This is a genomic window from Aquimarina sp. AU58 (assembly GCF_900312745.1).
GTDB classification, from domain to species: domain Bacteria; phylum Bacteroidota; class Bacteroidia; order Flavobacteriales; family Flavobacteriaceae; genus Aquimarina; species Aquimarina spinulae.
This window is the reverse complement of record NZ_OMPD01000008.1, coordinates 41,868-65,959: the sequence shown is the minus strand read 5'-3', so window position 1 is coordinate 65,959 and position 24,092 is coordinate 41,868. Positions and strand designations below refer to the sequence as shown.

The 24,092-nt window shown below is 32.2% G+C and carries 26 protein-coding genes; 6 read left to right on the top strand and 20 right to left on the bottom strand.

Annotation, left to right across the window (positions count from 1 at the left end; translation table 11 throughout):
• The first annotated feature begins 97 nt into the window (after nt 1–97).
• The gene (locus tag DK441_RS04670) at nt 98–712 is read left to right on the top strand and encodes a DUF1684 domain-containing protein (protein WP_109097713.1); all 615 of its coding nucleotides are present in this window, start codon (nt 98–100) and stop codon (nt 710–712) included.
• Nucleotides 713–761: 49 nt separating this feature from the next.
• On the opposite strand, the gene DK441_RS04665 is transcribed toward DK441_RS04670, so the two are convergent.
• The 5 genes from DK441_RS04665 to DK441_RS04645 all read right to left on the bottom strand — a co-directional run bounded on the left by DK441_RS04665 (nt 762) and on the right by DK441_RS04645 (nt 5,395).
• Nucleotides 762–1,874 (bottom strand): porin, encoded by a 1,113-nt coding sequence (locus DK441_RS04665; RefSeq protein WP_109097712.1) that lies wholly within the window; start codon nt 1,872–1,874, stop codon nt 762–764.
• A 171-nt stretch (nt 1,875–2,045) separates the two neighbouring features.
• On the bottom strand, nt 2,046–3,155 hold the full coding sequence (locus tag DK441_RS04660) for a porin (protein ID WP_109097711.1): 1,110 nt from the start codon (nt 3,153–3,155) through the stop codon (nt 2,046–2,048).
• A gap of 320 nt (nt 3,156–3,475) precedes the next feature.
• Nucleotides 3,476–3,814, bottom strand: coding sequence for a P-II family nitrogen regulator (locus DK441_RS04655; RefSeq protein ID WP_109097710.1), 339 nt, complete (start codon nt 3,812–3,814; stop codon nt 3,476–3,478).
• 41 nt (nt 3,815–3,855) lie between these two features.
• Nucleotides 3,856–4,221, bottom strand: coding sequence for a fluoride efflux transporter CrcB (gene crcB / locus DK441_RS04650; protein WP_024772137.1), 366 nt, complete (start codon nt 4,219–4,221; stop codon nt 3,856–3,858).
• Between the two features lie 139 nt (nt 4,222–4,360).
• Nucleotides 4,361–5,395, bottom strand: coding sequence for a GyrI-like domain-containing protein (locus tag DK441_RS04645; RefSeq protein WP_109097709.1), 1,035 nt, complete (start codon nt 5,393–5,395; stop codon nt 4,361–4,363).
• A 92-nt stretch (nt 5,396–5,487) separates the two neighbouring features.
• Between DK441_RS04645 and DK441_RS04640 the strand changes: the two genes are divergently transcribed.
• The gene (locus DK441_RS04640) at nt 5,488–7,539 is read left to right on the top strand and encodes a dihydrofolate reductase (RefSeq protein ID WP_109097708.1); all 2,052 of its coding nucleotides are present in this window, start codon (nt 5,488–5,490) and stop codon (nt 7,537–7,539) included.
• Between the two features lie 74 nt (nt 7,540–7,613).
• Here DK441_RS04640 and DK441_RS04635 read toward each other — a convergent pair whose 3' ends face one another.
• From DK441_RS04635 to DK441_RS26995, 13 genes are all read right to left on the bottom strand, one after another.
• Nucleotides 7,614–8,768, bottom strand: coding sequence for a hypothetical protein (locus tag DK441_RS04635; protein WP_109097707.1), 1,155 nt, complete (start codon nt 8,766–8,768; stop codon nt 7,614–7,616).
• Nucleotides 8,765–9,163, bottom strand: a complete 399-nt coding sequence (locus DK441_RS04630) for a hypothetical protein (RefSeq protein ID WP_109097706.1) — start codon at nt 9,161–9,163, stop codon at nt 8,765–8,767. The genes DK441_RS04635 and DK441_RS04630 overlap by 4 nt, the downstream gene beginning before the upstream one ends.
• 60 nt (nt 9,164–9,223) lie before the next feature.
• On the bottom strand, nt 9,224–9,541 hold the full coding sequence (locus tag DK441_RS04625; protein WP_109097705.1) for a hypothetical protein: 318 nt from the start codon (nt 9,539–9,541) through the stop codon (nt 9,224–9,226).
• 94 nt (nt 9,542–9,635) lie between these two features.
• Nucleotides 9,636–9,791 (bottom strand): helix-turn-helix transcriptional regulator, encoded by a 156-nt coding sequence (locus tag DK441_RS27240; protein ID WP_370444303.1) that lies wholly within the window; start codon nt 9,789–9,791, stop codon nt 9,636–9,638.
• Between the two features lie 182 nt (nt 9,792–9,973).
• Nucleotides 9,974–10,252 carry a response regulator transcription factor gene (locus DK441_RS27235; protein ID WP_370444301.1) on the bottom strand — a complete coding sequence of 93 codons (279 nt, stop codon included), beginning with the start codon at nt 10,250–10,252 and terminating at the stop codon, nt 9,974–9,976.
• Nucleotides 10,249–12,153, bottom strand: a complete 1,905-nt coding sequence (locus tag DK441_RS04615; RefSeq protein WP_109097704.1) for a sensor histidine kinase — start codon at nt 12,151–12,153, stop codon at nt 10,249–10,251. The genes DK441_RS27235 and DK441_RS04615 overlap by 4 nt, the downstream gene beginning before the upstream one ends.
• Complete coding sequence (locus DK441_RS04610) at nt 12,150–12,800, bottom strand: hypothetical protein (RefSeq protein ID WP_160111952.1); 651 nt, start codon at nt 12,798–12,800, stop codon at nt 12,150–12,152. The genes DK441_RS04615 and DK441_RS04610 overlap by 4 nt, the downstream gene beginning before the upstream one ends.
• A gap of 28 nt (nt 12,801–12,828) precedes the next feature.
• The gene (locus DK441_RS04605; protein WP_109097702.1) at nt 12,829–14,337 is read right to left on the bottom strand and encodes a S8 family serine peptidase; all 1,509 of its coding nucleotides are present in this window, start codon (nt 14,335–14,337) and stop codon (nt 12,829–12,831) included.
• A gap of 279 nt (nt 14,338–14,616) precedes the next feature.
• Nucleotides 14,617–15,243: a response regulator transcription factor gene (locus tag DK441_RS04600; RefSeq protein WP_109097701.1), complete on the bottom strand. Its 627-nt coding sequence runs from the start codon at nt 15,241–15,243 to the stop codon at nt 14,617–14,619.
• Complete coding sequence (locus DK441_RS04595) at nt 15,240–17,063, bottom strand: sensor histidine kinase (RefSeq protein ID WP_109097700.1); 1,824 nt, start codon at nt 17,061–17,063, stop codon at nt 15,240–15,242. Before DK441_RS04595 ends, DK441_RS04600 begins: the two co-directional genes overlap by 4 nt.
• A gap of 66 nt (nt 17,064–17,129) precedes the next feature.
• Nucleotides 17,130–17,708: a hypothetical protein gene (locus DK441_RS04590; protein ID WP_109097699.1), complete on the bottom strand. Its 579-nt coding sequence runs from the start codon at nt 17,706–17,708 to the stop codon at nt 17,130–17,132.
• A 24-nt stretch (nt 17,709–17,732) separates the two neighbouring features.
• Complete coding sequence (locus tag DK441_RS04585; RefSeq protein ID WP_109097698.1) at nt 17,733–18,827, bottom strand: papain-like cysteine protease family protein; 1,095 nt, start codon at nt 18,825–18,827, stop codon at nt 17,733–17,735.
• 171 nt (nt 18,828–18,998) lie between these two features.
• Nucleotides 18,999–19,190 carry a hypothetical protein gene (locus tag DK441_RS26995; RefSeq protein ID WP_035096817.1) on the bottom strand — a complete coding sequence of 64 codons (192 nt, stop codon included), beginning with the start codon at nt 19,188–19,190 and terminating at the stop codon, nt 18,999–19,001.
• Between the two features lie 44 nt (nt 19,191–19,234).
• Between DK441_RS26995 and DK441_RS04575 the strand changes: the two genes are divergently transcribed.
• Nucleotides 19,235–19,621 (top strand): nucleoside triphosphate pyrophosphohydrolase family protein, encoded by a 387-nt coding sequence (locus DK441_RS04575; protein ID WP_025667702.1) that lies wholly within the window; start codon nt 19,235–19,237, stop codon nt 19,619–19,621.
• A gap of 81 nt (nt 19,622–19,702) precedes the next feature.
• Here the strand turns inward: DK441_RS04575 and DK441_RS04570 are convergent, their stop codons facing one another.
• Nucleotides 19,703–20,770: a branched-chain amino acid aminotransferase gene (locus DK441_RS04570; RefSeq protein WP_109097697.1), complete on the bottom strand. Its 1,068-nt coding sequence runs from the start codon at nt 20,768–20,770 to the stop codon at nt 19,703–19,705.
• Between the two features lie 323 nt (nt 20,771–21,093).
• Here DK441_RS04570 and DK441_RS04565 point away from each other — a divergent pair, with 323 nt between their 5' ends.
• The 3 genes from DK441_RS04565 to DK441_RS04555 all read left to right on the top strand — a co-directional run bounded on the left by DK441_RS04565 (nt 21,094) and on the right by DK441_RS04555 (nt 23,342).
• On the top strand, nt 21,094–21,600 hold the full coding sequence (locus tag DK441_RS04565) for a DUF4920 domain-containing protein (RefSeq protein WP_109098014.1): 507 nt from the start codon (nt 21,094–21,096) through the stop codon (nt 21,598–21,600).
• 11 nt (nt 21,601–21,611) lie between these two features.
• Nucleotides 21,612–22,292: a tRNA (5-methylaminomethyl-2-thiouridine)(34)-methyltransferase MnmD gene (gene mnmD / locus DK441_RS04560; protein ID WP_109098013.1), complete on the top strand. Its 681-nt coding sequence runs from the start codon at nt 21,612–21,614 to the stop codon at nt 22,290–22,292.
• A 132-nt stretch (nt 22,293–22,424) separates the two neighbouring features.
• Nucleotides 22,425–23,342 (top strand): TIGR01777 family oxidoreductase, encoded by a 918-nt coding sequence (locus tag DK441_RS04555; protein ID WP_109097696.1) that lies wholly within the window; start codon nt 22,425–22,427, stop codon nt 23,340–23,342.
• Nucleotides 23,343–23,395: 53 nt separating this feature from the next.
• Here the strand turns inward: DK441_RS04555 and DK441_RS04550 are convergent, their stop codons facing one another.
• Nucleotides 23,396–24,067: a YceI family protein gene (locus tag DK441_RS04550; RefSeq protein ID WP_109097695.1), complete on the bottom strand. Its 672-nt coding sequence runs from the start codon at nt 24,065–24,067 to the stop codon at nt 23,396–23,398.
• Between the last annotated feature and the right edge of the window lie 25 nt (nt 24,068–24,092).

Here is a 24,092-nt window from a genome sequence, read left to right as displayed (position 1 = left end):
TAAAAGTAGTTTTTTATCTATTATTTAAGCATAATTTTATTAAAATTAATTAGTTAACTAATTGTAAATTGTACTTTTGCAAAAAAACAAAGGGGAAGTGTTCAGGATATCAATTTTATTTGTGTTTTTTATTGGGAATATAATTGCTCAGGATTCTATAGCGATAAAAAAAATATTGTCTTTTCAGGAAGAACTTAACAAGGATTTTGCTTCTGAAGAAACTTCACCTTTAACACCAAAAGATTTAGAACGTTTTAAAACGCTTGATTTTTTTGAAATAGATACTTCTTTTTGTATCCGTGCAAAATTTGTTCGTACACCGTATGAAACACCTTTTGTGATGAAAACCACAACAGGAAGAGAACCTATATATGTCAAATATGGAGAGGCACATTTTATATTACAGAAAAAATCTTATGTATTACAGATATATCAAAATCAAGGATTAAAAACTCAGCCAGAATTTGAAAATTATTTATTTCTCCCTTTTACAGATTTAACTAATGGAGAATCTAGTTACGCAGGAGGACGTTTTATAGATCTAAAAATCCCTGAAGGAGACTATATTAGTATTGATTTTAATACTTCATATAATCCATATTGCGCGTATAATGACAGATATTCTTGTCCAATACCCCCAGAAGCAAATCATCTCGATGTAAAGATTCCTGTGGGTGTTAAGACATATAAGAAATATCCAGAGAATAAATAACAAAAGCGTTCTGATCACTCAGAACGCTTTTACTTTGTGAAAGGATATATTAAAATTTGTATACTGCTCCTAGTACAAAAGAAGAAAGACTTTTTGTAGCTTCTCTATCATTATCTAAAAAGAAATCTTCAGAAGTAGTATCGATTCTTAATTCTGGTTTAAGCGTTAACTCTCCAATCGTATAATTTCCTGTTAGGGTAGCTGTAATAACATCTCCATCACCTTGTGTGTCTAGTCCAATTACATCTGTTAATCCGCCATTATAAACCGAGAAATATTCTCCTCTTATTCCAATAGCGAATTTTTTAGATGTTTTATATTGAGGATATAGTGCTACTCCGTAAAATCCAGAAGCATCTCCGTTTTCTTGTGGTTCTGTAGATACATAGGTTGTATTTACGCCGAGATAAAAATCTTGTGTAAGATCCCATCCTGTAGTAAGATCTACCTGAAAAGTAGGGCCTACTTCTCCTGGTTCTCCTTCGTTACCATATCTAAAGTTAAGAAAAGCACTACCATTATCCAGGGTATATCCTATTTGTGCACCAGCGATATAGGTGTCAAACGGATTATTTTCGGTATAATCGCTAGGATTCATTACTGCAAGCATAGCAGACCATTTTTCACTTATCGCAATATCTGCTTTCAAACCAGTATGAGATAAAGGGCCATAGGTAAACATATATGAAGTAGAATAATTAAAATTTTCTGTTGGTGAAATCATTTCATATCCTATAAAAGTATTAAAATTACCGAAGGTAAGCTTAACGCTTTCGGTTACATTCCAGTAAACAAATAACTGGTTAATCATTTGAGCAGAATCATCAGAATTAAATACAGCATCTTCGCCTCTGGGGCCAAAGACAAGATCAGCTACAAACCCAACTTTTTCACCTTCATACCCCAAAATAGCATTAGCCATGCCTAATGCAAAACCACTTTCATCTACAAAAAAAGTTTTTGGAGCTACCGAGTTGTCGTTAGGAGCTGCAAAATTGTACCTGTAGTATCCGTCAATAGATCCTGATAAGTTTATTTTAGACAATAATTTACCTAGTGTTGATTTTGGTTTTTCTTCTTGACTAATGGCATTAAAGCTCAAAAGAAATAAAGCAAGGAGAGCTACTTTTTTTAAAAATTCTGTGATAATCTTTACTTTCATAGTTAATTATAATTGTTGTAATTGTTTTTTGATTAGGGGTGTAAAACTATGTAAAAGAATTTGAACCCGAAAGGATAAAGTTGTAAGTCTCTTTAGTAACAAAAATGTCATAACGTGAATAACAAAAGCGTTCTGATCACTCAGAACGCTTTTACTTTGTGAAAGGATATATTAGAATTTATATATCGCCCCAAGCACAAAAGAAGAAAGACTTTTTACAGCTTCTCTATCATTATCTAAAAAGGAATCTTCAGAAGTAGTATCGATTCTTAATTCTGGTTTAAGCGTTAACTCTCCAATCGTATAATTTCCTGTTAGGGTAGCTGTAATAACATCTCCATCACCTTGTGTGTCTAGTCCAATTACATCTGTTAATCCGCCATTATAAACCGAGAAATATTCTCCTCTTATTCCTATAGCGAATTTTTCAGATGTTTTATATTGAGGATATAGTGCTACTCCGTAAAACCCAGAAGCATCTCCGCTTTCTTGTGGTTCTGTAGCTACATAGGTTGTATTTACGCCGAGATAAAAATCTTGTGTAAGATCCCATCCTGTAGTAAGATCTACCTGAAAAGTAGGGCCTACTTCTCCTGGTTCTCCTTCGTTACCATATCTAAAATTTAGAAAAGCACTGCCGTTATCTAGAGTATATCCTATTTGTGCACCAGCAATATAGGTGTCAAAAGGATTATTGTCTGTATAATCACTAGGGTTCATTACAGCAAGCATAGCAGACCATTTTTCACTTATTGCAATATCTGCTTTCAAACCAGTATGTGAGAAAGGGCCGTATGAGAACATATACGAAGTAGAGTAATTAAAATTTCCAGTTGGTGAAATCACTTCATACCCTATAAAAGTATTGAAATTACCGAAGGTTAGTTTAATGCTTTTGGTTACATTCCAGTAGACAAATAATTGGTTAATGATTTGAGCAGAATCATCAGAATTAAATACAGCATCTTCGCCTCTGGATCCAAAAACAAGGTCAGCTACAAACCCAACTTTTTCGCCTTCATATTCCAAAACGGTATTAGCCATACCTAATGCAAAGCCATTATCGTTTGCAAATGATGTTTTTGGAGCTACCGAGTTGTCATTAGGAGCTTCAAGATTGTACCTGTAGTATCCGTCAATAGATCCTGATAAGTTTATTTTAGATAATAACTTATCTAGTGTTGATTTTGGTTTTTCTTCCTGGCTAATAACTTTGGAACTTAACAAGATTAAAGTAAAAAGAGCTACTTTTTTTAAAAATGTGGTGGTTTTTGTTTTCATAATAAACATTGATTACCGTTATAATTAGTTTTTAATTGGAACGATAAAACTATATAAAAACAAATTTGACCCTATAAAAAATAGGGTATAGTTGTATATTTTTATCTATTTTATAATTTATACCCTATTAAAATTAGGGTATAGTTTTTATTTTTATGTATTTTAAGAATTTGAAAGTGTGTTTTTAAGCTTTTCTTGCGATATGTGCTTGTTTTGGTCTAAAAAACTTTAATAAATATATTAGAAAGTAGAAGGTGATCAAAAAATCGATATGTATATATTTAGATGAAAGGTATTGGGGTGATTAATATGTTAAACACTTAATGTAATGCCTGATTGCCTTTTTCTTCGGTTCTAATTCTGTAGGTATCCTGGATATTTGATACAAATATTTTTCCGTCACCGACTTCTCCGGTTTTGGCAGAATCAATTAGTGTACGAATTGTTTTTTCTTCAAATTCATCAGAGACCACTATGGATAAGTATCTACGTGGTATATCAGATGTATTATAGGAGGTCCCCCTATATATACGACTTTTCTTTTCATTACCGACACCAGTTACATCCCAATAAGTAAAGAAATTTACTTCAATTTTATGTAGAGCTTCTTTTACAGCTTCGAATTTTGATTTGCGTATAATTGCTTCAATTTTTTTCATAAGCCTTTATTTGAATTCATCTCAGGTCTGTTTTTATAGTATTATTTTACTATAAACATCCCTAAAAATATGAAAAGAACTCCAACTACAAATGATCCGGCAGCATAGATGATGAAATTGATAAAATCTCCAGATTTTAGTAATACATGATTTTCATAAGCAAATGTAGAAAAGGTGGTAAATCCCCCGCAAAAACCGGTTGCCAAAAGGGTAACTGTGTTTTGCGATATTACATTATTTTTAAGAGCTAGCCCGAGAATAATCCCAATAAAGAGACTACCTAAAATATTAGCTGTAAAGGTGCCATATGGGATTCCTGTAGAAGAGCTATTAAGGTATTTACTTATAAGATAACGTGCGATGCTACCTGTGCCACCTCCGATAAATACCAAGAGTATTTGTTTCATCTGTTTTTATCTATTGTTTTTTTAAACCCAGGGTAGCATTAATGTATTTTTGCATAGAGTTTCCAAACTAGATTGCTCTATGTATTCTAAATGTATTAAACTGCATTCTATCAAATTATAGAATGCAGTTTATAAGGTGTTATTTTATTGGAATATAAATTTCGGTAACCCACTCAGCAGGATTTGGTTGTAATGTTGGTTCTACCCGATATACTTCAAAAGCTGCAGATTCTGTATTGGGCTCTAAGTTATTTTCTGCAATATATTTATAACCAGCTTCCCATGCTTCTTTTAGATTATTGTAATCTCCTTTAAGTGTGGTTTTAACCACTTTCTGCCTTGGTAAAAAATCACAAAGAATAGCGCTTTCTTTTGGAGTAACTACTTTATCTCTGGTTGGTATTGCAGTAGAGAAAATTGCAGTTCCCTGTTCTTCGTTATACTCGTTATACAGTGTAAATGGCATTCCTGTTCGCGGAAGATTGTTTTGTTTCATATATGTATCCACTGCAGGGATCATTTCCTTCATTTTTTCAGGAATTATGGCTATTGAAGAAGCAGTAGCACTGTACATATAGAAACCGCCTCCGTGTTCTGTAATTCCATCTACATGAACCGTATATTTTTTCATTTTTTCATCAGTAAATGCATCGAGTTTTTCGAGTCCGCGAGCATACATAGGCTTTAGCATTTTCGATATACTACTATCTTGAGTAGCCCAGAATGCTTTTTCCATAAAAGATTGTTCACCTTTCATACCCCAGGTTACTTTAGTCTTTTTATCTTCAATTTTTTCAAATTTCCAGTACACATCACTTTTGCTTTCACCCATAGGAGTGATAAAGGTAATTTTTTGATCTATGCTGGTAAATGGAGAAGTTTTTATGGTCTCCATTTTGCCATCTCCTTCTGTTTCGCTTTTCCAACTATAAGAAGCACCTTCACCACTTGTTTTTTCTGGATACTCCATAATAAAATCATCAGATTCATCCATCCAAGGTCCCCATTTATCCCAGGTTCTATACTCATTGATTGTAGTAAATAACAATTCATCAGGAGCATCGATTACTCTACTTTCTTCTACTTGAAACTCACCGTCTATGGTAGCAACATAAACAGCTCCGCCAATTATTACTAATAATAATAGAAAAAATAAATATTTTACTATTTTCATGTTAGTTAGTTTAGATTGTTTGGTCAGCTAATATAAACAATTTTAACATCCTTTTATTTTGTTACATTTGTCAAAACAATAAAATAAAATAAATGAAACTCGACAGAATATTATTTTTTATAGCGATCACTAGTTTAATGATTGCATGTAAAAAGGATCCAAGTGTTAAGGATCAAATTGACCAACAGGAACAAAAGCAGGAGGTAACAGAGGAAAAGTTTGATTATGTTGTAGAGCAATTTGCAGATCTTAAAATTTTAAGATACCAAATACCAGGCTGGGATAATCTTACTTTGAAAGAACAAAAATTGGTATATTATCTTACTAAGGCTGGGTTAAGTGGAAGAGACATTATGTGGGATCAGAATTACCGTCATAATCTTACTATTAGAAAAGCATTAGAAAAAATCTACACTTCTTATGAAGGTAATAAGAGTGATGCGAACTGGGAAGCTTTTGAAACGTATCTAAAACGAGTTTGGTTCTCTAATGGGATTCATCACCATTACAGTAATGATAAGATCAAGCCAGAATTTAGCCAGGATTATTTTAGCTCTCTTCTTGCAGCTACAGGTACAGAAGTATCTAAAGAGGTATATGAAGTGATTTTTAATGATCAAGATGCTAAAAAAGTAAATCAAGCAAAAGGAGTTGATAATGTAGCACTATCTGCAGTTAATTTTTATGGGCCTGGCGTTACCAATAATGATGTTACTTCGTTTTATGGTAAAATGAAATCTCCAAATGAAGAGAAACCTTTGTCCTTTGGTTTAAACTCTCAGTTGGTAAAAGAAAATGGAAAATTAAAAGAGCGAGTATATAAGTCAGGAGGATTATATGGATCTGCAATCGACGAAATTATCAAATGGTTAGAGAAAGCAAAAAGTGTAGCAGAAAATGAAGCTCAGGGAGATGCTTTGGGATTATTGATCGAATATTATAAAACAGGAAATTTACAAACCTGGGATGATTATAATGTGGCATGGACAGCAGCAACTGATGGTAATATAGATTACATTAATAGTTTTATTGAAGTGTATAATGATCCATTAGGATATAGAGGTTCTTATGAAACTATTGTACAGATCAAGGATTTTGATATGTCTAAAAAAATGTCTGTACTATCAGAAAATGCGCAATGGTTTGAAGATAATTCTCCATTAATGGATGCTCATAAAAAAGATAGTGTGGTAGGAGTTTCATATAAGGTAGTAGCTGTTGCAGGAGAAGCGGGAGATGCATCACCAAGCACACCTATAGGAGTAAACCTTCCTAATGCAAATTGGATTAGAGCTGCTGTTGGTTCTAAATCTGTATCCTTAGGAAATATTATCAGTGCTTATAATAATGCTGGTGGTTCGGGACGTTTAAAAGAATTTGTACATGATGATGAAGAGTTCGAACTAGAAGAAAAATATGGGCAATTAGGAGATAAATTACATACGGCATTACACGAAGTAGTTGGTCATGCATCTGGAAAATTAAATCCTGGAGTAGGTGAAACTAAAGAAACATTAAAGAACTATGCTTCTACTATGGAAGAAGGTCGTGCTGATTTAGTTGGATTATACTACTTAATGGATCCAAAATTACAAGAGCTAGGATTAGTTGAAGATTGGGAAAAGACAGGTAAAGCTGCTTATGATGGGTATATTAGAAATGGATTAATGACACAATTGATTCGTCTAAACCTAGGAGATGATGTAGAAGAAGCACATATGCGTAATCGCCAGTGGGTAAGTGGCTGGGCTTTTGAGCAAGGAAAGAAAGATAATGTAATCGAAAAGGTAACCAGAGAAGAAAAAACCTACTATAATATTAATGATTATGCTAAGTTGCGCGAAATTTTTGGACGTTTATTAAGAGAGACGCAACGTATCAAATCTGAAGGAGATTATAAAGCAGCAGAAGAATTGGTAGAAGGATATGGTGTAAAAGTTGATCAGGCAGTGCATGCAGAAGTATTAGAACGTAATAAGCAATTTACATCTGCACCGTATAGTGGTTTTGTAAACCCTGTTTTAGTACCAAAAACGGATGATGCAGATGAGATTATAGGTTTTGAAATATTCCAACCTAAAACCTTCGAAGAACAAATGTTATGGTACAGTAAGAATTATAACTTCTTACCAGAGGTGAATTAACCGTTGTTTTTAAAAAGAATATAAAAACGTCCTTTCAGTTATTTAGATTGAAAGGACGTTTTTTTAAGATACGATTAGTTTTCTTTTAATATGGTTTTTTCTTCTCCTGTTAAGAATCCCCAATTGATTCCTAATAAGGATATTAAATTATCATTGTCTCCAAAATTTTTCCCGAAAGAACCAGTTAAAAATATTTTGTCATTTATTTTATATTTTAGGACTCCATTGGATCTATAGGTATCTTTATTGTCAGCAATACGATAAAGATATTCATAAGACAGAGAAATTTTTTTGTATTCAAATTCTAACTTGCCCCCGATATCATAAAAATCTTGTTTTATGTACTCATCATTAATCTTATTTGTGCCATCTTTTAGATATCTTCCGGTTGCATAAATGTTAAGATAAGTGTTTTCATTTTTCTTATATGAATAATTAGCAGTTAACCAAATTCCTAATCTTCCAAATCTGCTAGAAGAGAAGTCATTTTCGGTAAAAATAGAATTATAAGCGATAGCACCATCAAGAGCAAATAAATCTTTTCTTTTTATTATATCAGATAATTTTTCTTTTTGAGATAATAGCTCTTTAGTTGTAATAGAATCTAGATATTTCTTCACTCTCTTATTATACGTAGTTAAATCTTCTTTAAAAGGATCATGCTTTGGAATATTTTTTTCTATTGAATCTATTTTTTTTAGTACTTTGATATATTTGGTTTTTATACTATCTGAATCCTTTTTACGTTTAATAGATATAATGTTAGTTCTTGCTCCTACCGATATATTATTAATTTCTTGATTTGTGATACTATCCAGAGTATTAACAAATGCCAATGAAATAGAGAACATTTGAAGGCCATTGAAATAGTTTTGCTTGTAATCCCCCTTTTCCCCCTTATACCCCAGATACTTTAGAGCTGTCATGTTTTTGTTTTTAAAGAACCAAAAAGGGGTAAATTCTACAGCATAGTTTTTGGGTAGATCGATAGTGTTTTCAAAAGAGTTAATGATACTCAATGCAAATGCTTTGGTTGAGTTAGGTCGTTCTATAGCAGAAGGTGCTTTGTCTAGTAGCATGAATGCTGGAGAACTGGGAGTTTCAAGATCTTTGATAGGCAGAGAATTATGATCTGCTTTTTCATTATTTGATACTACGGGTTCTTGTCCTTGTGAATAACTTACAAAGGAATGAAATCCGAATACGATTATAAAAACTAGTTTTTTCATATCAATTTGATTGGTTTAGTTATCACAACAATTTTACCATTTGAAGAGGATGTAATGTCATCTGTGTCATGGTTGTATGTTTGCGCCCCTAAAAGCCCTCCTTTTAGATAATATCTTGCTACAATATTGTTCTTTTGTTCATTCCATAAATCTTTATCTATGGTTGAAAAATCAATTATTGTTCGTATTACTAAATAGCTATCTCTTAAATCGATGGCTTGGCCTACTAAGAAAGATTTGATGTTTCCACTACTCGAAGTAGATTCTTTAATTTGTGACCATTGTCCTCCAGACCGAGCTATATATACTGCTGTATATGCTACTCCAACTGTCCCAATTTTTACTGTACAATTTATTTGGTTTGTATCGTTTCCGATTTCATAAACTCTTTTCATTTCTTTGCTTGTTTATTAGTACTTTATTTTTTGGATTGTATATTATTCTATTCCATTGTTTTAATTGGAACCAGGGGCTAATAATCCTGCTACTGCACCAATTGCAGTAGAGGCTGTAGCTACTAAAATATCGGGCACCTCAAAGCCTGGATCTGTGCTCCTACCGGTTAGTATGATAGCCCCAATGCAAATTGTAAGTACAATTATTCCTAGGAATAGAACAGCTAACCTGTAGATAAGCTTATCATTAAACCGTGGTGGTGCAGATTGAAATTTTTTAATAGCTTCAACAGGATTTGATTTAAACTCTTCCTGAAGTGTAGGATCTTTTTCTAGCGTAGTTTTAAACTGATTGAAAGAACGGATTTTGTTTTGCATGACTTAATATTTTAAACCAAATCTACCTTACAATCAAGCACAAAAAAATACCCATAGCAGGGTATATTTACCTTTTAAGGAGGGGGAGAGTTACCTAAAAATCATACTTTTTCTCAATAGCATAGCGCAATAATTCTCCTTTGCCATGAAGCCCCAGTTTGCATATGATATTTTTACGGAGGGTTTCTACAGTAGACACTGAATTAAAACGAATGGTGGCGATCTCTGATGAGGTTTTTCCTTGCCCGATGAGTGTTAGGATTTTTCGTTCACTTTTTGATAATAGTCGTTTTTTAGGAGCATCTTTAGAGAAGAGCGTTGGGTCTATAGCAGCATCAAAATAAGTCTCTCCTTTTGCAACTTATTGTATAGCAGTTAATACTTCTTCTAGTGGTGAGTTTTTAAGCAAATATCCAGATGCACCTGCTTCGATCATTTGTCGAACAGCATCTTCCTGGTCAAACATAGAGAAGGCAATAATTTTGGTATGGGAAATTCTTTTTTTATGATTTTGGTGGCCGCGATACCATCAATTTTTGGCATTCTGATATCGGTAAGCACAACTTTGGGCTGTTTTCTTCTTACAATATTAAGTAACTCTTCTCCATCATTTGCCATACCAACACTACTAATTTCTTCTTCATACCGAAGAAGAAATTCTACACCATCGATAAGAGATTGGTGATCTTCTGCAATAGCTACGGTTATCATATGGGTATATTTATAATAATATTAGTTCCTTTTCCTATGGTAGAGTCAATCGCGAAAGTACCTTCGAGATGTTCTACTCGTTTTTCGATGTTTCTTAGCCCCATTCCTTCTTTTTTGGGCAGTACTTTGGCATCAAAACCTTTACCATTGTCTTCTATAATAATATTTAAAAGAGAATCATGATTGGTTAAAGAAATATGGATTTCTGATGCGGCAGCATGTTTAATCGAATTGGTAATTAGTTCCTGTATCATTCTGAAGATTGAAATTTCTAACGTATTGTCTAATCGCTCCTCCAATCCATAATCTTGTATTTCTATGTGCAAGCCATCTCCATTAGATACTTGTTTGGCTAAGTTTTTTATAGCGAGGAGCAACCCTTGATTTGCCATGACCCCACTATTTTTTTCATGGGCAATGGTACGTACTTTTTGGTAAGCTTCATCTAATAGCGCATTTGTTTTAGTATATAATTCTGCTACATGTTCAACTTTGGGGTTGTCCTTATTATGTTGTAAATGCTGAAAATGAAGTTTTACTGTTGCGAGTGTACTTCCCAGATTATCATGTAATTCGTTAGCCAGGCGTTGCCGTTCTTTTTCCTGCCCGGATATCATAGCATCAATAGCAGTAAGTTCTTGTTCTTTAAGTAGTTTTTCTGTTTTTTGGATTTCGATCTCTCTTTCTTGCTTTGCGATACGTTGTTTACGTTTGATATTTTTATAAACGAGAAATACAAATATTGACCCCACAAGGATAAGAGAAAGAGACCCTATTAGTAGGTTTCTATTTTGTACTCGACTTGCTTCGGTTTTAAGATTCGTATTTAAGAGTTGAACTATTTCTTTTTCTTTTTCTGTAGTTTGAAGTTGTACATTTAGTTCAGAAATTTTAAGTGTATTTTTCTTGATATTTAGCTGAGCTTCTCTTAATGTTGAACTTTTTAAATTAAAATATGCACTATCATATTTAGGAATACGCTCATAATAATATACAGATTTAAACCTCTCTGATTCAAAAAGAGAGGTTAATGTATCAGACTTATTCATATATTTACTACTTATGGAAATGTAGCGTTTTGCAATATCAAATTTTTTGTTTTTAGCATTAATATCGGCTAAATATAAAGATGCTGTAAATTTAATTTTGTTAAGAAACGGATAATCAGGAGTATTTAGAATATCATTAAAATATGTCTTGGCAATTTTATTTTTCTCATTTAGTTTATAATATAAACCAATATGCAATTTGTATTGTGATGTAATCCCTATGCTAAGATTATTGTTTTTTTTTATAAATTTAATTAGCTCCTTAGACGTCTTTATATATCCATGATCATCATATAAAGAATTGAGTTTAAAGTAATTATCATAATAATAGACCCAGGATTGATCATGAACATTTTCGGACAGTTTTCTTAATTCTTCTAGATATTTGCTATATGAATCGCTGCTTTGTACAATTTCTTTACTATAATATTGTAAGAAGCCTAAAATGCTTAGTTTAAGTAGGTTTGTATTGTTTTCTTCTTTTGAGAGAACATAGGCTTCGTAAAAATTTGAAAAAGCAGAGGAATCTTCATGATCATTATACAAAAAATAGTACGCTTGTATGAGATGATATAAAATTAATCTTTGGGTATTAGTATTGGGGGCTTTTAAACTATTAGTGGCAATAGAATCTTTGGATTTTTCTTGTCCTTTGTGGTACATAATTTGAGTAAGTACTCTAAACTCTATTTTGCCTTTTTTTTTAGAAAGTTGATTAATGATAGTATCTGTATTATCAAACTGAAGCCCAATAAGGGCTTCAGTGATACGATTAATGGATTCATAATTGAATGATAAACAACAGCATGTTGTAAAGATTGATACTATTATTTTTTTTACTTTTATTTTCAAATAGTTTTTATTTTACTAGAACCTCTCACACATATTTTTCCTGGCCAATTTAAATCTATAAGGGTCTTAAAATTTGTGTTATTAATATTGTGATTAAAAAAAGAACTATCTTCTTTTTTTCGTTCCATATTTTCTCCATCTCTAAGATAAAATTCTTCATCAAAAATATGATTAACAAAAGGAGAGTTTTCTTCTGGCTTATTAAACTCTTCTTTGGTTTTTCCAGAGAGAGTCAATAATTCTCTAATCACTGTAAAATATGTATCATTCTCAATAATGAGCGGTTCTTCAAAATATAGAACATCAATGAGCCCTATGTTATCTCCAACGGCTCCTTTTATATTAATTTTTAATAAAAAGGTTTTGATTTCATTACCGCTAGTTGTTTTTTCAAGGGAGTCTTCGTCAATTTCTGATTTTTTTGCAAAAGCCATATTAATATTGCCTTTGTAATTTACCAATTTTAGTTCAATTTGTTCTAATAATTTTTTGTTGGGAACAACTTGATGATCAGATGTTATAATATCATGTACAGTAAATCTTGCAAATACGGCATAAAATGTTCCATAAGATTGACTGGCATAAATGCTTTGAAAACGATTGTTGTCTTCTGGAGTTAAACTAATGTTAGAAGTATAATCTATCATATCTAAAGGTTTTATAGTGAATAAAAATTTACAGATTTCTTTTTTTAGCCTCTTCAACAGCATTAAGAACATTTAAAACTCCTGCGCCATAATGGTGATCTTGCTTTTCAGAAAATTCTGTAGCGGTTTTTTTTAATATTTTTTTAATTTTTGAAAACTTTAAAGAAGGGTTAACACTAAGCATTAATGCGACACACCCCGCTACTTGAGGTGCTGCTCCAGATGTAGCACCAAATTGAGTATAGTAATTATGATTATTGTGTATTGATCCCGAGATACCATAAGAACAAAGTATATCGGTTGTGACCAAGTTTATTCCAGGAGCCGCAATATCAACGTTTTTTCCGTAGTTTGAAGGAGTATTACTATTTCCCGAATGTAAAGGAATTTTGTTTTCAGTAACAGAGCTAACAGTGATGACACTTTTTAAAGAACCAGGAAATTTGACTTTACTACCGTTATTGCCAGCAGAACAAACAATTATAGAACCTTTGGGATTGGAGATAGTTTTTGATACTTTTTTGATAGCGTATTCCATTGTTTTGAACGGCTGATTTAAACTCCAGGAACAATTGATGACATCTGCTTTTGCATTTAACCCAGCTTTTAAAATTGCTTTAATGGTCAAATAAATATTAACTCTGAATTGTACGGGAATAGAGTAATCGTTCATGCCTATTCTGTAACTGATTAAAGAACACCCTTTTCCTACGCCGTCTACACCAATAGAGCTGTTTTTTTTTGCAACGGCTAATCCAGCACATAAAGTCCCATGAGCATCAACTCTTAGAGGAATTTGATGAGTAGAATCTCGAATGAAATCCCAACAGGCTTTTTTTATGGTTTGTGATTTAAGATCTGGATGATTGATATCTACGCCAGAATCTAGTATAGCGATTTTAATATCAGGATTTCCTTCGAATTTTTTATGAGCTTCAAAGGTTTGTGTGATGTCATATGCTTTTTGTTTTGGGAGTGGAATTGTAGTATCTGGATGATCACAAACTCTTAGCGGGTGATCGGGAATCTGTTGATCTGTATAAAAGTTTTTTTCGACATGTTCTATCCAAGATTCGTTTGTTAATTCTCCACATTTAATATCTGCGATGGTATCATTTAGGTAATCAATAAGGTAAACACCTTTGAATTTATCTACTACTATTCCTTCACATTTTTTTTCAATAGCGCGATCACTCATTTTGACTTTAGGAATAAGGATAAGTTTACCTGTTCCATAAAAAATATCAGTACCACTTACATAAACCTTATTGACATTTTCTACACCATAATAGCTTGAAAGCGTTTCAATAAGTTTTTCTCTTTTATGCTTAACTACTTTATAGATTTGAATATTTTCTTCAGGAACAGTAAAGTTTTTATGTATGCCTTCAATACCATCTACTCTTAGTGTTTTAATAAAAGAAATACCTTTATCTGTAGTTGGATATGTTTTTACACATAAAGCATCCTCAATAGCTCTAAATTCAATGTTTTTCCCATTATATTTATGAGAATACTCGGGTTTGTTTTTTTGCATGATTTCTTTGATTTTGGTTATTTAGTTAAATCAAATCTCATCAAAAAAAGAAGGTTAAGCCATACCCAATACACGGTATTTATGTATAGGTAAGTGTAAGGGTAAGTGGTTTAGTGTTAATAAAATTTTATGTTTTTAACTCGTAATATGTGATAGAAAGTCGTGTAAGTGGATTGAGGAATAAGGGGGGGCACATTCACATAATATATATAAATGATAGTATAATTAATAGAAAATAGATTTGTTTAAGTATTTTAAAATGTAACTAATTAAAATATTTCAAAAATCATACTTTTTCTCAATGGCATAGCGCAATAATTCTCCTTTGCCGTGTAGACCTAATTTGCGAATTATATTTTTACGATGTGTCTCTACAGTAGATACAGAATTAAAACGAATAGCAGCGATCTCTGATGAGGTTTTTCCTTGCCCGATAAGTTTTAGGATTTCCCGTTCACTTTTTGATAACAGTTGCTTTTTAGGAGCTTGTTTAGCATCTTTAGAAAAGAGTGATGGGTCAATATCAGCATCAAAATAAGTCTCTCCTTTTGCTACATGTTGTATAGCTGTTAATACTTCTTCCAGGGGTGAGTTTTTAAGTAAATATCCAGAAGCTCCTGCGTCGATCATTTGTCGAACAGCATCTTCCTGGTCAAACATAGAAAAGGCAATAATTTTGGTATGAGGAAATTCTTTTTTTATGATTTTGGTGGCTGCGATACCATCAATTTTTGGCATTCTGATATCGGTAAGCACAACTTTGGGCTGTTTTCTTCTTACAATATTAAGTAACTTTTCTCCATCATTTGCCATACCAACAATACTAATTTCTTCTTCATACCGAAGAAGAAGTTCTACACCATCGATAAGAGATTGGTGGTCTTCTGCAATAGCTACTGTGATCATATGGGTATATTTATAATGATATTAGTTCCTTTTCCTATAGTAGAATCAATCTCAAAAGTTCCTTGAAGGTGTTCTACTCGTTTTTCGATGTTTCTTAGCCCCATTCCCTCTTTTTTAGGCAGTACTTTGGCATCAAAACCTTTACCATTATCCTCTATAATGATATTTAAAAGAGAATCATGATTGGTTAAAGAGATATGGATTTCTGATGCGGCGGCATGTTTAATAGTATTGGTAATTAGTTCCTGTATCATCCTAAAGATCGATATTTCTAAAGTATTATCCAATCGCTCTTGTAACCCATAACCCTGTACTTCGATATGTAAACCATCGCCATTAGACACTTTTTTACCGAGTTTTTTAACCGCAGGTAGTAATCCCTGATTAGCCATAACTCCACTATTTTTCTCATGAGCGATAGTGCGTACTTTTTGATAGGCTTCATCTAATAGTGCATTCGTTTTGGTATATAATTCTTCTACATGTTCAACTTTCGGGTTGTCCCTATTATGTTGCAAATGTTGAAAATGAAGTTTTACTGTTGCGAGTGTACTTCCTAGATTATCATGTAGTTCATTGGCCAGGCGTTGCCGTTCTTTTTCTTGCCCAGAGATCATAGCATCAATAGCAGTGAGCTCTTGTTCTTTAAGCAATTTCTCCGTTTTTTGAATCTGTATTTCCCGTTCTTGTTCTGCGATACGTTGTTTGCGTTTGGTGTTTTTGTACACAAGAAATACAAATATTGAACCCACCAGGATAAGAGAAAGTGAACCTATTAAGAGGTTTCTGTTTTTTACTCTGCTAGCTTCGGTTTTAAGGTTAGTGTTTAATAGCTGGACTATTTCTTTCTCTTTTTCTGCGGTTTGATATTTTGTTTCAAATTCGGAAACAATTTGTAGGTTTTTTGCTTGATTGTTTCGTAACTCATTAATTAAATACTTATTATAAAAATAAAGACTTTTTGTAGAATCACCTTTAGTTTTATATATCTTATGTTTCCAAAAATGAACATACGTTTTTAGTAATTGAAACAAGTAATCATCTTTTGTTATAGCAATATTATTAAATAAAACTTCACTTTTTTTTAATAGTCCTTTTTCAAATTGCAAAACAGCGTTATTTATTGTGGCTGCTTTAAGACGTTCATTTTCAAAATAACCGTCTAAAGTGTTAAGTATTTTAATAGAACTAGATAAGTAAATTAGGCTGCTGTCAATATTTTTAGTTACGAGTTGATGATAAGCAGAGTTTGTTAACTGTAGCCTAGCTTTCAAAAAGCTTGGACTGTCTTTATTAATAACCTTATTTGCTTTCTTATAGAAATTTTGGATTATTTCCGGGGTCTTATAAAAATATCTTTGTGTGATACGATATTCATAGAATGTATGAGTCTGTTCATCTAATTTGTTTAAAGCATTATTCTTATATTCTTTTATAAAATATTTATAAGATGTATCGTCAATCATTATATTAAATCTTTGATAGATTTCTAGAATAAATTTAATTGATTCACGAATTAATAATTTATCATTTCTTTTTTTTGCGATTTCTAAGCTTTTTTTTAATGCTTTAAAAGCTGATGTTTCATTACCTAATTTTAAGTAAAAGTATAAGCCACTATTTAATGTCGAAATATTATTTAGAAGAGAAATAGGGTTTTCTTGATTTGTTTTTTCATAATTTTTTGGAAAAACTCCTAGATGTATGATATTCAGAAATATATTTAATTCTGTTTTTAGTTCTCCATTTTTTAATTCATTTAATAGAATTCTTGCGTTTTTATAATCACCACTATTAGTATAATTGAAAAAAATCTCCATTTCATTTGCATTTAATGAAATAGAGAATAGAAAAAGTATAAATAAAATTTTTTTCAAGTTGTTAGTTTATTTAATAATAGATCGATCTGGTATACAAGGCCCAAATTCACAACCAATGTCTTTCGGAATAGGAAAAGGGACATTAGATCCTAGTTTTCTAGTCGATATTTCGGAATAAGCCTCTCCATCTCTTACTAGACGATAAGGATTTAAATATACTGATTTATCAGGGTTACTAGGGTCAAAAAGATGTTGAGGTGGCGCGTTTAAAGTAAAATTAGTCTGTAAAGTCATACCTACTTCCAAAGGAGTATTAAGAATAATATTTTCATTAAGTATTTCATTGTTAATGTGAAATGGAGAAACTGAAACGTTTAAAAAAGCATCAACTCCTTCAACGCTATTTTCAATTTTCATGTCAGGTGATCCGGATAATCCCATAGTAATTGCTCCTCTATAATTCTGTAATTTGAAATCACAATTATATAAGAAAAAAGAACCGCCACCATGACCAGAAATTTCTTTTATACTTTTAATTTTAATATATATCATGTAAAAAGTTCCAAAATCTTGAGAACCAAAAACAGGTTGCCAAATATTTAAGTCTTCTAAGCGAATTACAAATTTTAGATTTTCATGTGCCATAATTTTGATTGTTTGTTTAATTATTTAGTCTTCAAAAAACATTCCTTTTGGTTGGTTCTGCAAAATCGAGTAAAACTTCTCATATTCCTGCCAAGAACTGTCAAGTTTATAGTTTGATGGAAAGATAATTGGTTTTATTTCTTTTAAACCTGAATTTTCTCTGATAACTGTAGTTGTGAAAAAGTCGTTGAAGTTTACAATATATAAATCACTAATTTCTTCACGATGAGTAATTTTTTCTCTTATTTTTTCTAATAAATCTAGTTCCTCATAGAAATTGATAGGAACTTTTTTGAAACAAAAACTATCAGATAATGGATCCAAATCTTTCCAATATTTCTGATAATTTTCATTAATTAGGGATGATTCTTCTATTTCTAAGCCTTCTTTAATGAATGAGATATTCACTTTGAAATTAGATTTGAGAGCATTTATTCTATCAATTTTAGAATTTAATACTTTTGAAAACTCTTCGGGATTATCAGGGACATCTAAGTCCAAAACCATATTTTTTTCATTAATATCAACTTTTTTAACCTTTGAAGTCCAAAATTTAACCACTTTTGAATTCATTATGTATTCATTTAGGAATACATCAAAACGAACATAATTTTCTCCATAGCCAGGCGAAGGATCTCCTACAAAAACATATTTACAGTTGTTACGTTCTCCATAACCACTAATTAAAACCATATGTGCTAAAGAAGTATTTAGTTTTAGGATAATTGGTGAATCATTTCCTTCCAATTGATCAATTATGAAATCAATATTTTTAAGTTTGTCAATTTCTAGAGATTCTTTGCATTCAAATCCTACTTGGTTAAAAATTCTGATAAAATGTTTGTCTTTTAGTCCGATGTTACATTCATCAAAAAAACCTCCAAAATTATTACAACAGCTATCAATATTTAGTTCACCATCATTATTGTTAGAAGAATTATCTAAAGTTAAAATGTTGTTTTTGTAATATGATACGATTTCACATTTGCTGTTGCCAATTTCTGATTTTGACTTAAGTCCTCGAACCATTTTTTCTGCACAGGCTGCCCAACACCAATATGAATTTTCAGGTTGAATAACATGATTCATATTAACAAAACGTTGAAAGTTATATTCCATTTAGGTTTATTTAGTTACTCCAAAACTCTTAAAAAAGAGATCGTCAATCCATACCCAATACAAGGTATTTTATCGTAATGGTTTAAAAACCAAACGACAGATGGGTTACGTACCAATAGGGTAGTAACCAAAATGCAACTATTTTGACAGAATTCTAGGGGTGAATGTGGTTTACTCGGGTTGTAAATACGTCTTTAACGCAAAAAGCAACAAAATAAAGATAATAAAACCAATGAGAATAAAAAGACTACCCTTATAATATTTGCGATGTAGTTTGATATCTTTTCGATAGCTAAATATCATTAAGATGATAAATGCTACGACAAAAAATCCTGCAAATATTAACTGGCCCTGACTAAACATAAATTGTTATTTTTACGGCAAAGATAATCTATAAAAATATACTGATGAAAGATAAAATTGCTGCGGTACAAGAATTTCATACCTCTTTTAAACTAGGATATAAAAACGAACCTATAGCAGATTTGGGAGAAGCTAAAAATACACTTCGGTTTAACCTGATGAAAGAGGAGAATGAGGAATATTTTGAGGCTGCTCAAAACAATGATTTGGTAGAAGTTGCAGATGCTTTGGGCGATATGCTATATATATTGTGTGGTACTATTATCGAGCATGGGATGCAGCATAAGATAGAAGAAGTATTTAATGAAATCCAGCGTAGTAATATGAGTAAACTGGGCGAAGATGGGCAACCTATTTACAGAGAGGATGGTAAGGTACTTAAAGGGCCTAATTACTTTAAACCCAATATTAAAGAAATCTTAGATCGATAAATAACAAAAACTCCCGAAAAATATTTTTCGGGAGTTTTATTATTAGAAATGATTCGTAATTCTGAATTCGTAATTCAAAAATTACACCTTATATCTCCAGCCAAAAGTATCTTCGGCTTTATTGTATTGAATATCCATTAGTGCTTTTTTGAAATAAGAAGCATAAGAATTTTCTTGCTTTTCGATTTCGTAATGCTCTCCTTTATACCCAAAAGCTTTTACAGGACTCACCACAGCGGCAGTTCCTGCACCAAAAACTTCTTTTAAACTTCCGTTTTTTGCAGCTTCAACAATTTCGCTAACCTTAACAGGTCGTACATCTACTTTAATACCTTCTTTTTCGGCAATAGTAATTAAACTTTTACGAGTGACCCCATCAAGAATTCTATCACTAACAGGAGCGGTAAGCAAAGTATCATTAACTCTAAAGAATACATTCATCGTTCCTGCCTCTTCCATATATTCATGAGTACTAGCATCGGTCCAGATCACTTGTTGGTATCCTTGTTCTTGTGCTAGTTTTGTTGGATAAAATTGTCCTGCATAGTTTCCGGCAGCTTTTGCATATCCAAAACCTCCGTTGGCAGAACGACTAAATTTTTCTGCAACCAATACACTTACATCTCCACTATAATAGGACTGTGCAGGTGAGCATATGATCATAAACTTATATTCATCTGCTTCAGAAGCAGAAACACTTGCCTGAGTTGCGATAACAAAAGGGCGTATGTATAATGAATTTCCGTAACCAGGCTTAATCCATTCATCATCTAATTTTAATAGGGCATTTAAACCTTCGAAAAAGTAGTCTTCAGGAAATTCTGGTATCGCCAAACGTTCTGCAGATATATTAATACGTTTAAAGTTTTCATCGGGTCTGAATAAAAAAGTATCTCCATTATCATCTTTATACGCTTTCATCCCTTCAAAAACTGCTTGCCCATAATGAAAAACACGAGCAGAAGGTTCCATAGTGAGCGGACCATAAGGAACAATTTCTGGAGTTTGCCATTCTCCATTCACATAATCACAGACAAACATATGATCTGTAAAAATTTTCCCGAAATTAAGATTTTCAAAATCTACTTGTCCAATTTTGGACTCACTTACTTCACTAATTTTCAAGGCTTGAGAAATTGTGTTTTTCATTTGTTTCAGTCGTTTTAATTATTTTACATTACATTGATTAAAAAGTTAAGAATGAGCGTAATCACTACATGCTATGGTAAGAGATTTAAATAATTACTTTGAAGAAGAGGATATCTAAATTTCTTAATGCTCGTTTTATTTGGTTTATCTTTTAAAAGTTAATGATAGCAGTAGGCTTTTTTACAGCTCATTATCATATTCTTTGTCTCAAAACCAAAGGAATACTAACATCCTTTTAATTCACTACAAAAATACCCTTTTCTTATAAAATAAGAATTTTAAAAATGTTTAATTTTGTAAAACATATAGATAATATAAGGATTATGAAAAAAAATGCACTGTTTTTTGTAGGATTGTTAGTACTAATAGGTTGTAATTCATCGACTAAGACAGAAAACTTTTTTTCTGTTAAGGATATTTCAAGTGAAAATTATAAAAGTTTTGGTGATAAAGTATCTTCAGATCATATTTATAATAGAGATGCAATAGCAGAAAAGTATAAAAATTTAAAAGAAGGAGATACCGTAGCAGTTGCTTTTTCGAGTACGGTAAATGCTGTTTGTAAGGCTAAAGGTTGTTGGGTGAAAGTAGCTTTGGATGGAGATAAAGAAACTATGGTAAAGTTTAAAGATTATGGCTTTTTTGTGCCAAAGGACATAGAAAATGATACTATCATTGTTCAAGGTAAAGCATTTGTGACTGAGATGTCTGTAGACGAACAACGCCATTTTGCCAGTGATGCAGGAAAAACCGAAGAAGAAATTGCCAGTATTACAACTCCTAAGAAAACGTATTCTTTTGTAGCAGAAGGTGTTTTGATACAAGAATAATGCAAGAAGAGATACAACGTGAAATTATTACGACTGCCGATGGTTCAAAAACCATTCATTTGCCAGAATTGAATGAGCATTACCATTCTAAACATGGTGCAATTAATGAAGCAAAGCATGTGTTTGTTAAAAGTGGATTCGATCATATTCTGAGTAAAAATAAGCCGGGTTCGCTGGATATTATAGAGATAGGTTTTGGAACAGGTCTAAATGCCTTTATAACATTTCTTGAAGCAGAAAAAATTAATCTACCAATTTATTATGTTGGAGTAGAAGGATATCCAGTAGCACTACCCGAGGCCAAACTCATGAATTATCCCGAAGTACTTGCTGTAAAAGAAAAACAACAGGTTTTTGATATAATGCACCAATCATTATGGGAATTACCAGTAGACATCACTTCGAACTTTAAACTCGTTAAGCGTAAGCAGTTTTTTGCAGATATAATAGATAAAAACAGTTTTGATTTAATCTATTTTGATGCTTTTGGAGCTAGGGTACAACCCGAACTTTGGACAATAGAGATTTTTAAGAAGATGTATGAAGCACTTCGCTCAAGAGGAGTTTTGGTTACTTATTCGGCAAAAGGTAGTGTAAGACGTGCAATGCAAGAGGTAGGTTTTGCGGTAGAAAGACTTCCCGGGCCACCAGGAAAACGAGAAATGCTTAGAGCTACAAAAGTAGAATCATAAATATACTATTTATTAGGAAGTTAGAAGAATACTAAACGTATGTTAAAGCTATAATAAAGAGATAGGTTTTATTGTAAGTCGGTAGTATTTTGCAGTAAATTAATCATCCAATAATCACTAAAATTTAAACATGTGAAAGTTTTAATTACTGGTGCGACAGGTTTGGTAGGTCAGGAAATAGTTAATCTGTGCCATCTATCTGGAATCGAAGTAAACTACCTCACCACTAGTAAAGATAAACTAAGTTCTAAAACGAACTATACAGGTTACTTTTGGGATCCAAAAAAAGGGGAAATCGATACCGCTTGTTTTCATAATGTCGAAGTGATTGTTAATCTAGTTGGGGCAACGGTAGCAAAACGGTGGACATCTTCTTATAAAAAAGAAATATTAGAAAGCAGAACACATACAGCTTCTCTTATTTTAGAATCATTAAAAAACATCAAACATTCGGTTAGGCATATTGTTTCTGCAAGTGCTATTGGTATATATCCAGATTCTTTTCAGAATTATTATACAGAAGATACTCCAGAGCGTGACACTGGATTTTTAGGAGAAGTAGTTACCCAATGGGAGAATGCTGTCTTGCAGTTTAAGACGTTAGATGTCGAAGTTAGTTTACTTCGTATTGGATTGGTTTTGTCTGAGAAAGGAGGAGCTTTTCCTAAAATGACAAAACCTATTCGATTTGGAATGGGAGCTTTCTTTGGAAATGGTAAACAATGGCAAAGCTGGATTCATGTTAATGATCTGGCCCGCATGTTTATGTTTGTTATAGAAGAAGAGTTAACAGGAGTTTTTAATGCAGTGGCCCCTAATCCTGTTTCTAACAAAAAACTAATGAATACTATAGCAGAGAAATTAAATAAAAAAATAATTTTGCCTAATGTACCAAGACTAACAATGAAATTGTTTCTTGGAGAAATGCATAGCCTTTTGTTTTCTAGTCAGCGGGTTAGTAGTAGTAAGATTTCTACTACAGGATTTGATTTTAATTTTGATAATATAGCTTCAGCAGTAGATGTGCTTATTGATAAAGAGGCTAGATAAAAAAACCGATACTCTTATGAGTACCGGTTATAGTCTTTATAAAGAAAACGGGATTAAGCTTTATTAGCTTTAAGGCTAATCTTTATTTCGATATCATCATTAATGAATTTATCTCCCAGGTTCTCAAAAACCGATTTAGATCCATAATTTACGCCCCATTCTGTACGATTAATAGTAAACACTTCAGTATTTAATGTTATTACATCACCTTCAACAGAAGTTGTGGCAGGAAATGAGATATTTTTCTTAGTACCTTTTATAGTTAAATTTCCATCAATAAAAGTTTTTCCTTCTTTTTCTGTAATTCCGGTTACTTCAAAAACAGCTTTCGGAAATTTGGCAACATTAAAGAAATGATCTTCTTTTCCTTCTCCTTCTCCTTTAAGGTGTCCTTCAAGATAGGCTTTATCATCTCCTTCAAGATCAGTAACATTTATAGAGGTCATATCAATGGTAAAAGATCCACTCGTGATTACTCCTTCTTTAGTTTCAAGTGTACCACTAGCTAGCTTTAAGGTTCCTGTATGTTTTTCTAAAGGCTTAGATCCAACCCAGTCTATAGCGCTTGATGCAACATCTACATTATACGTGATAGCTTCTACCGGAGCTTCTTTTACCTCCTCTGGAGTATTAGCTTTTGTTTCGTTTTGTTTTTCTCCTTTACAAGAATAAGCAGTTACTAGAAGCACAGTAATAACAAGTGTGCTAACAAATTTAATTTTCATAAATATTAGTTTTAGTTAAAAATGA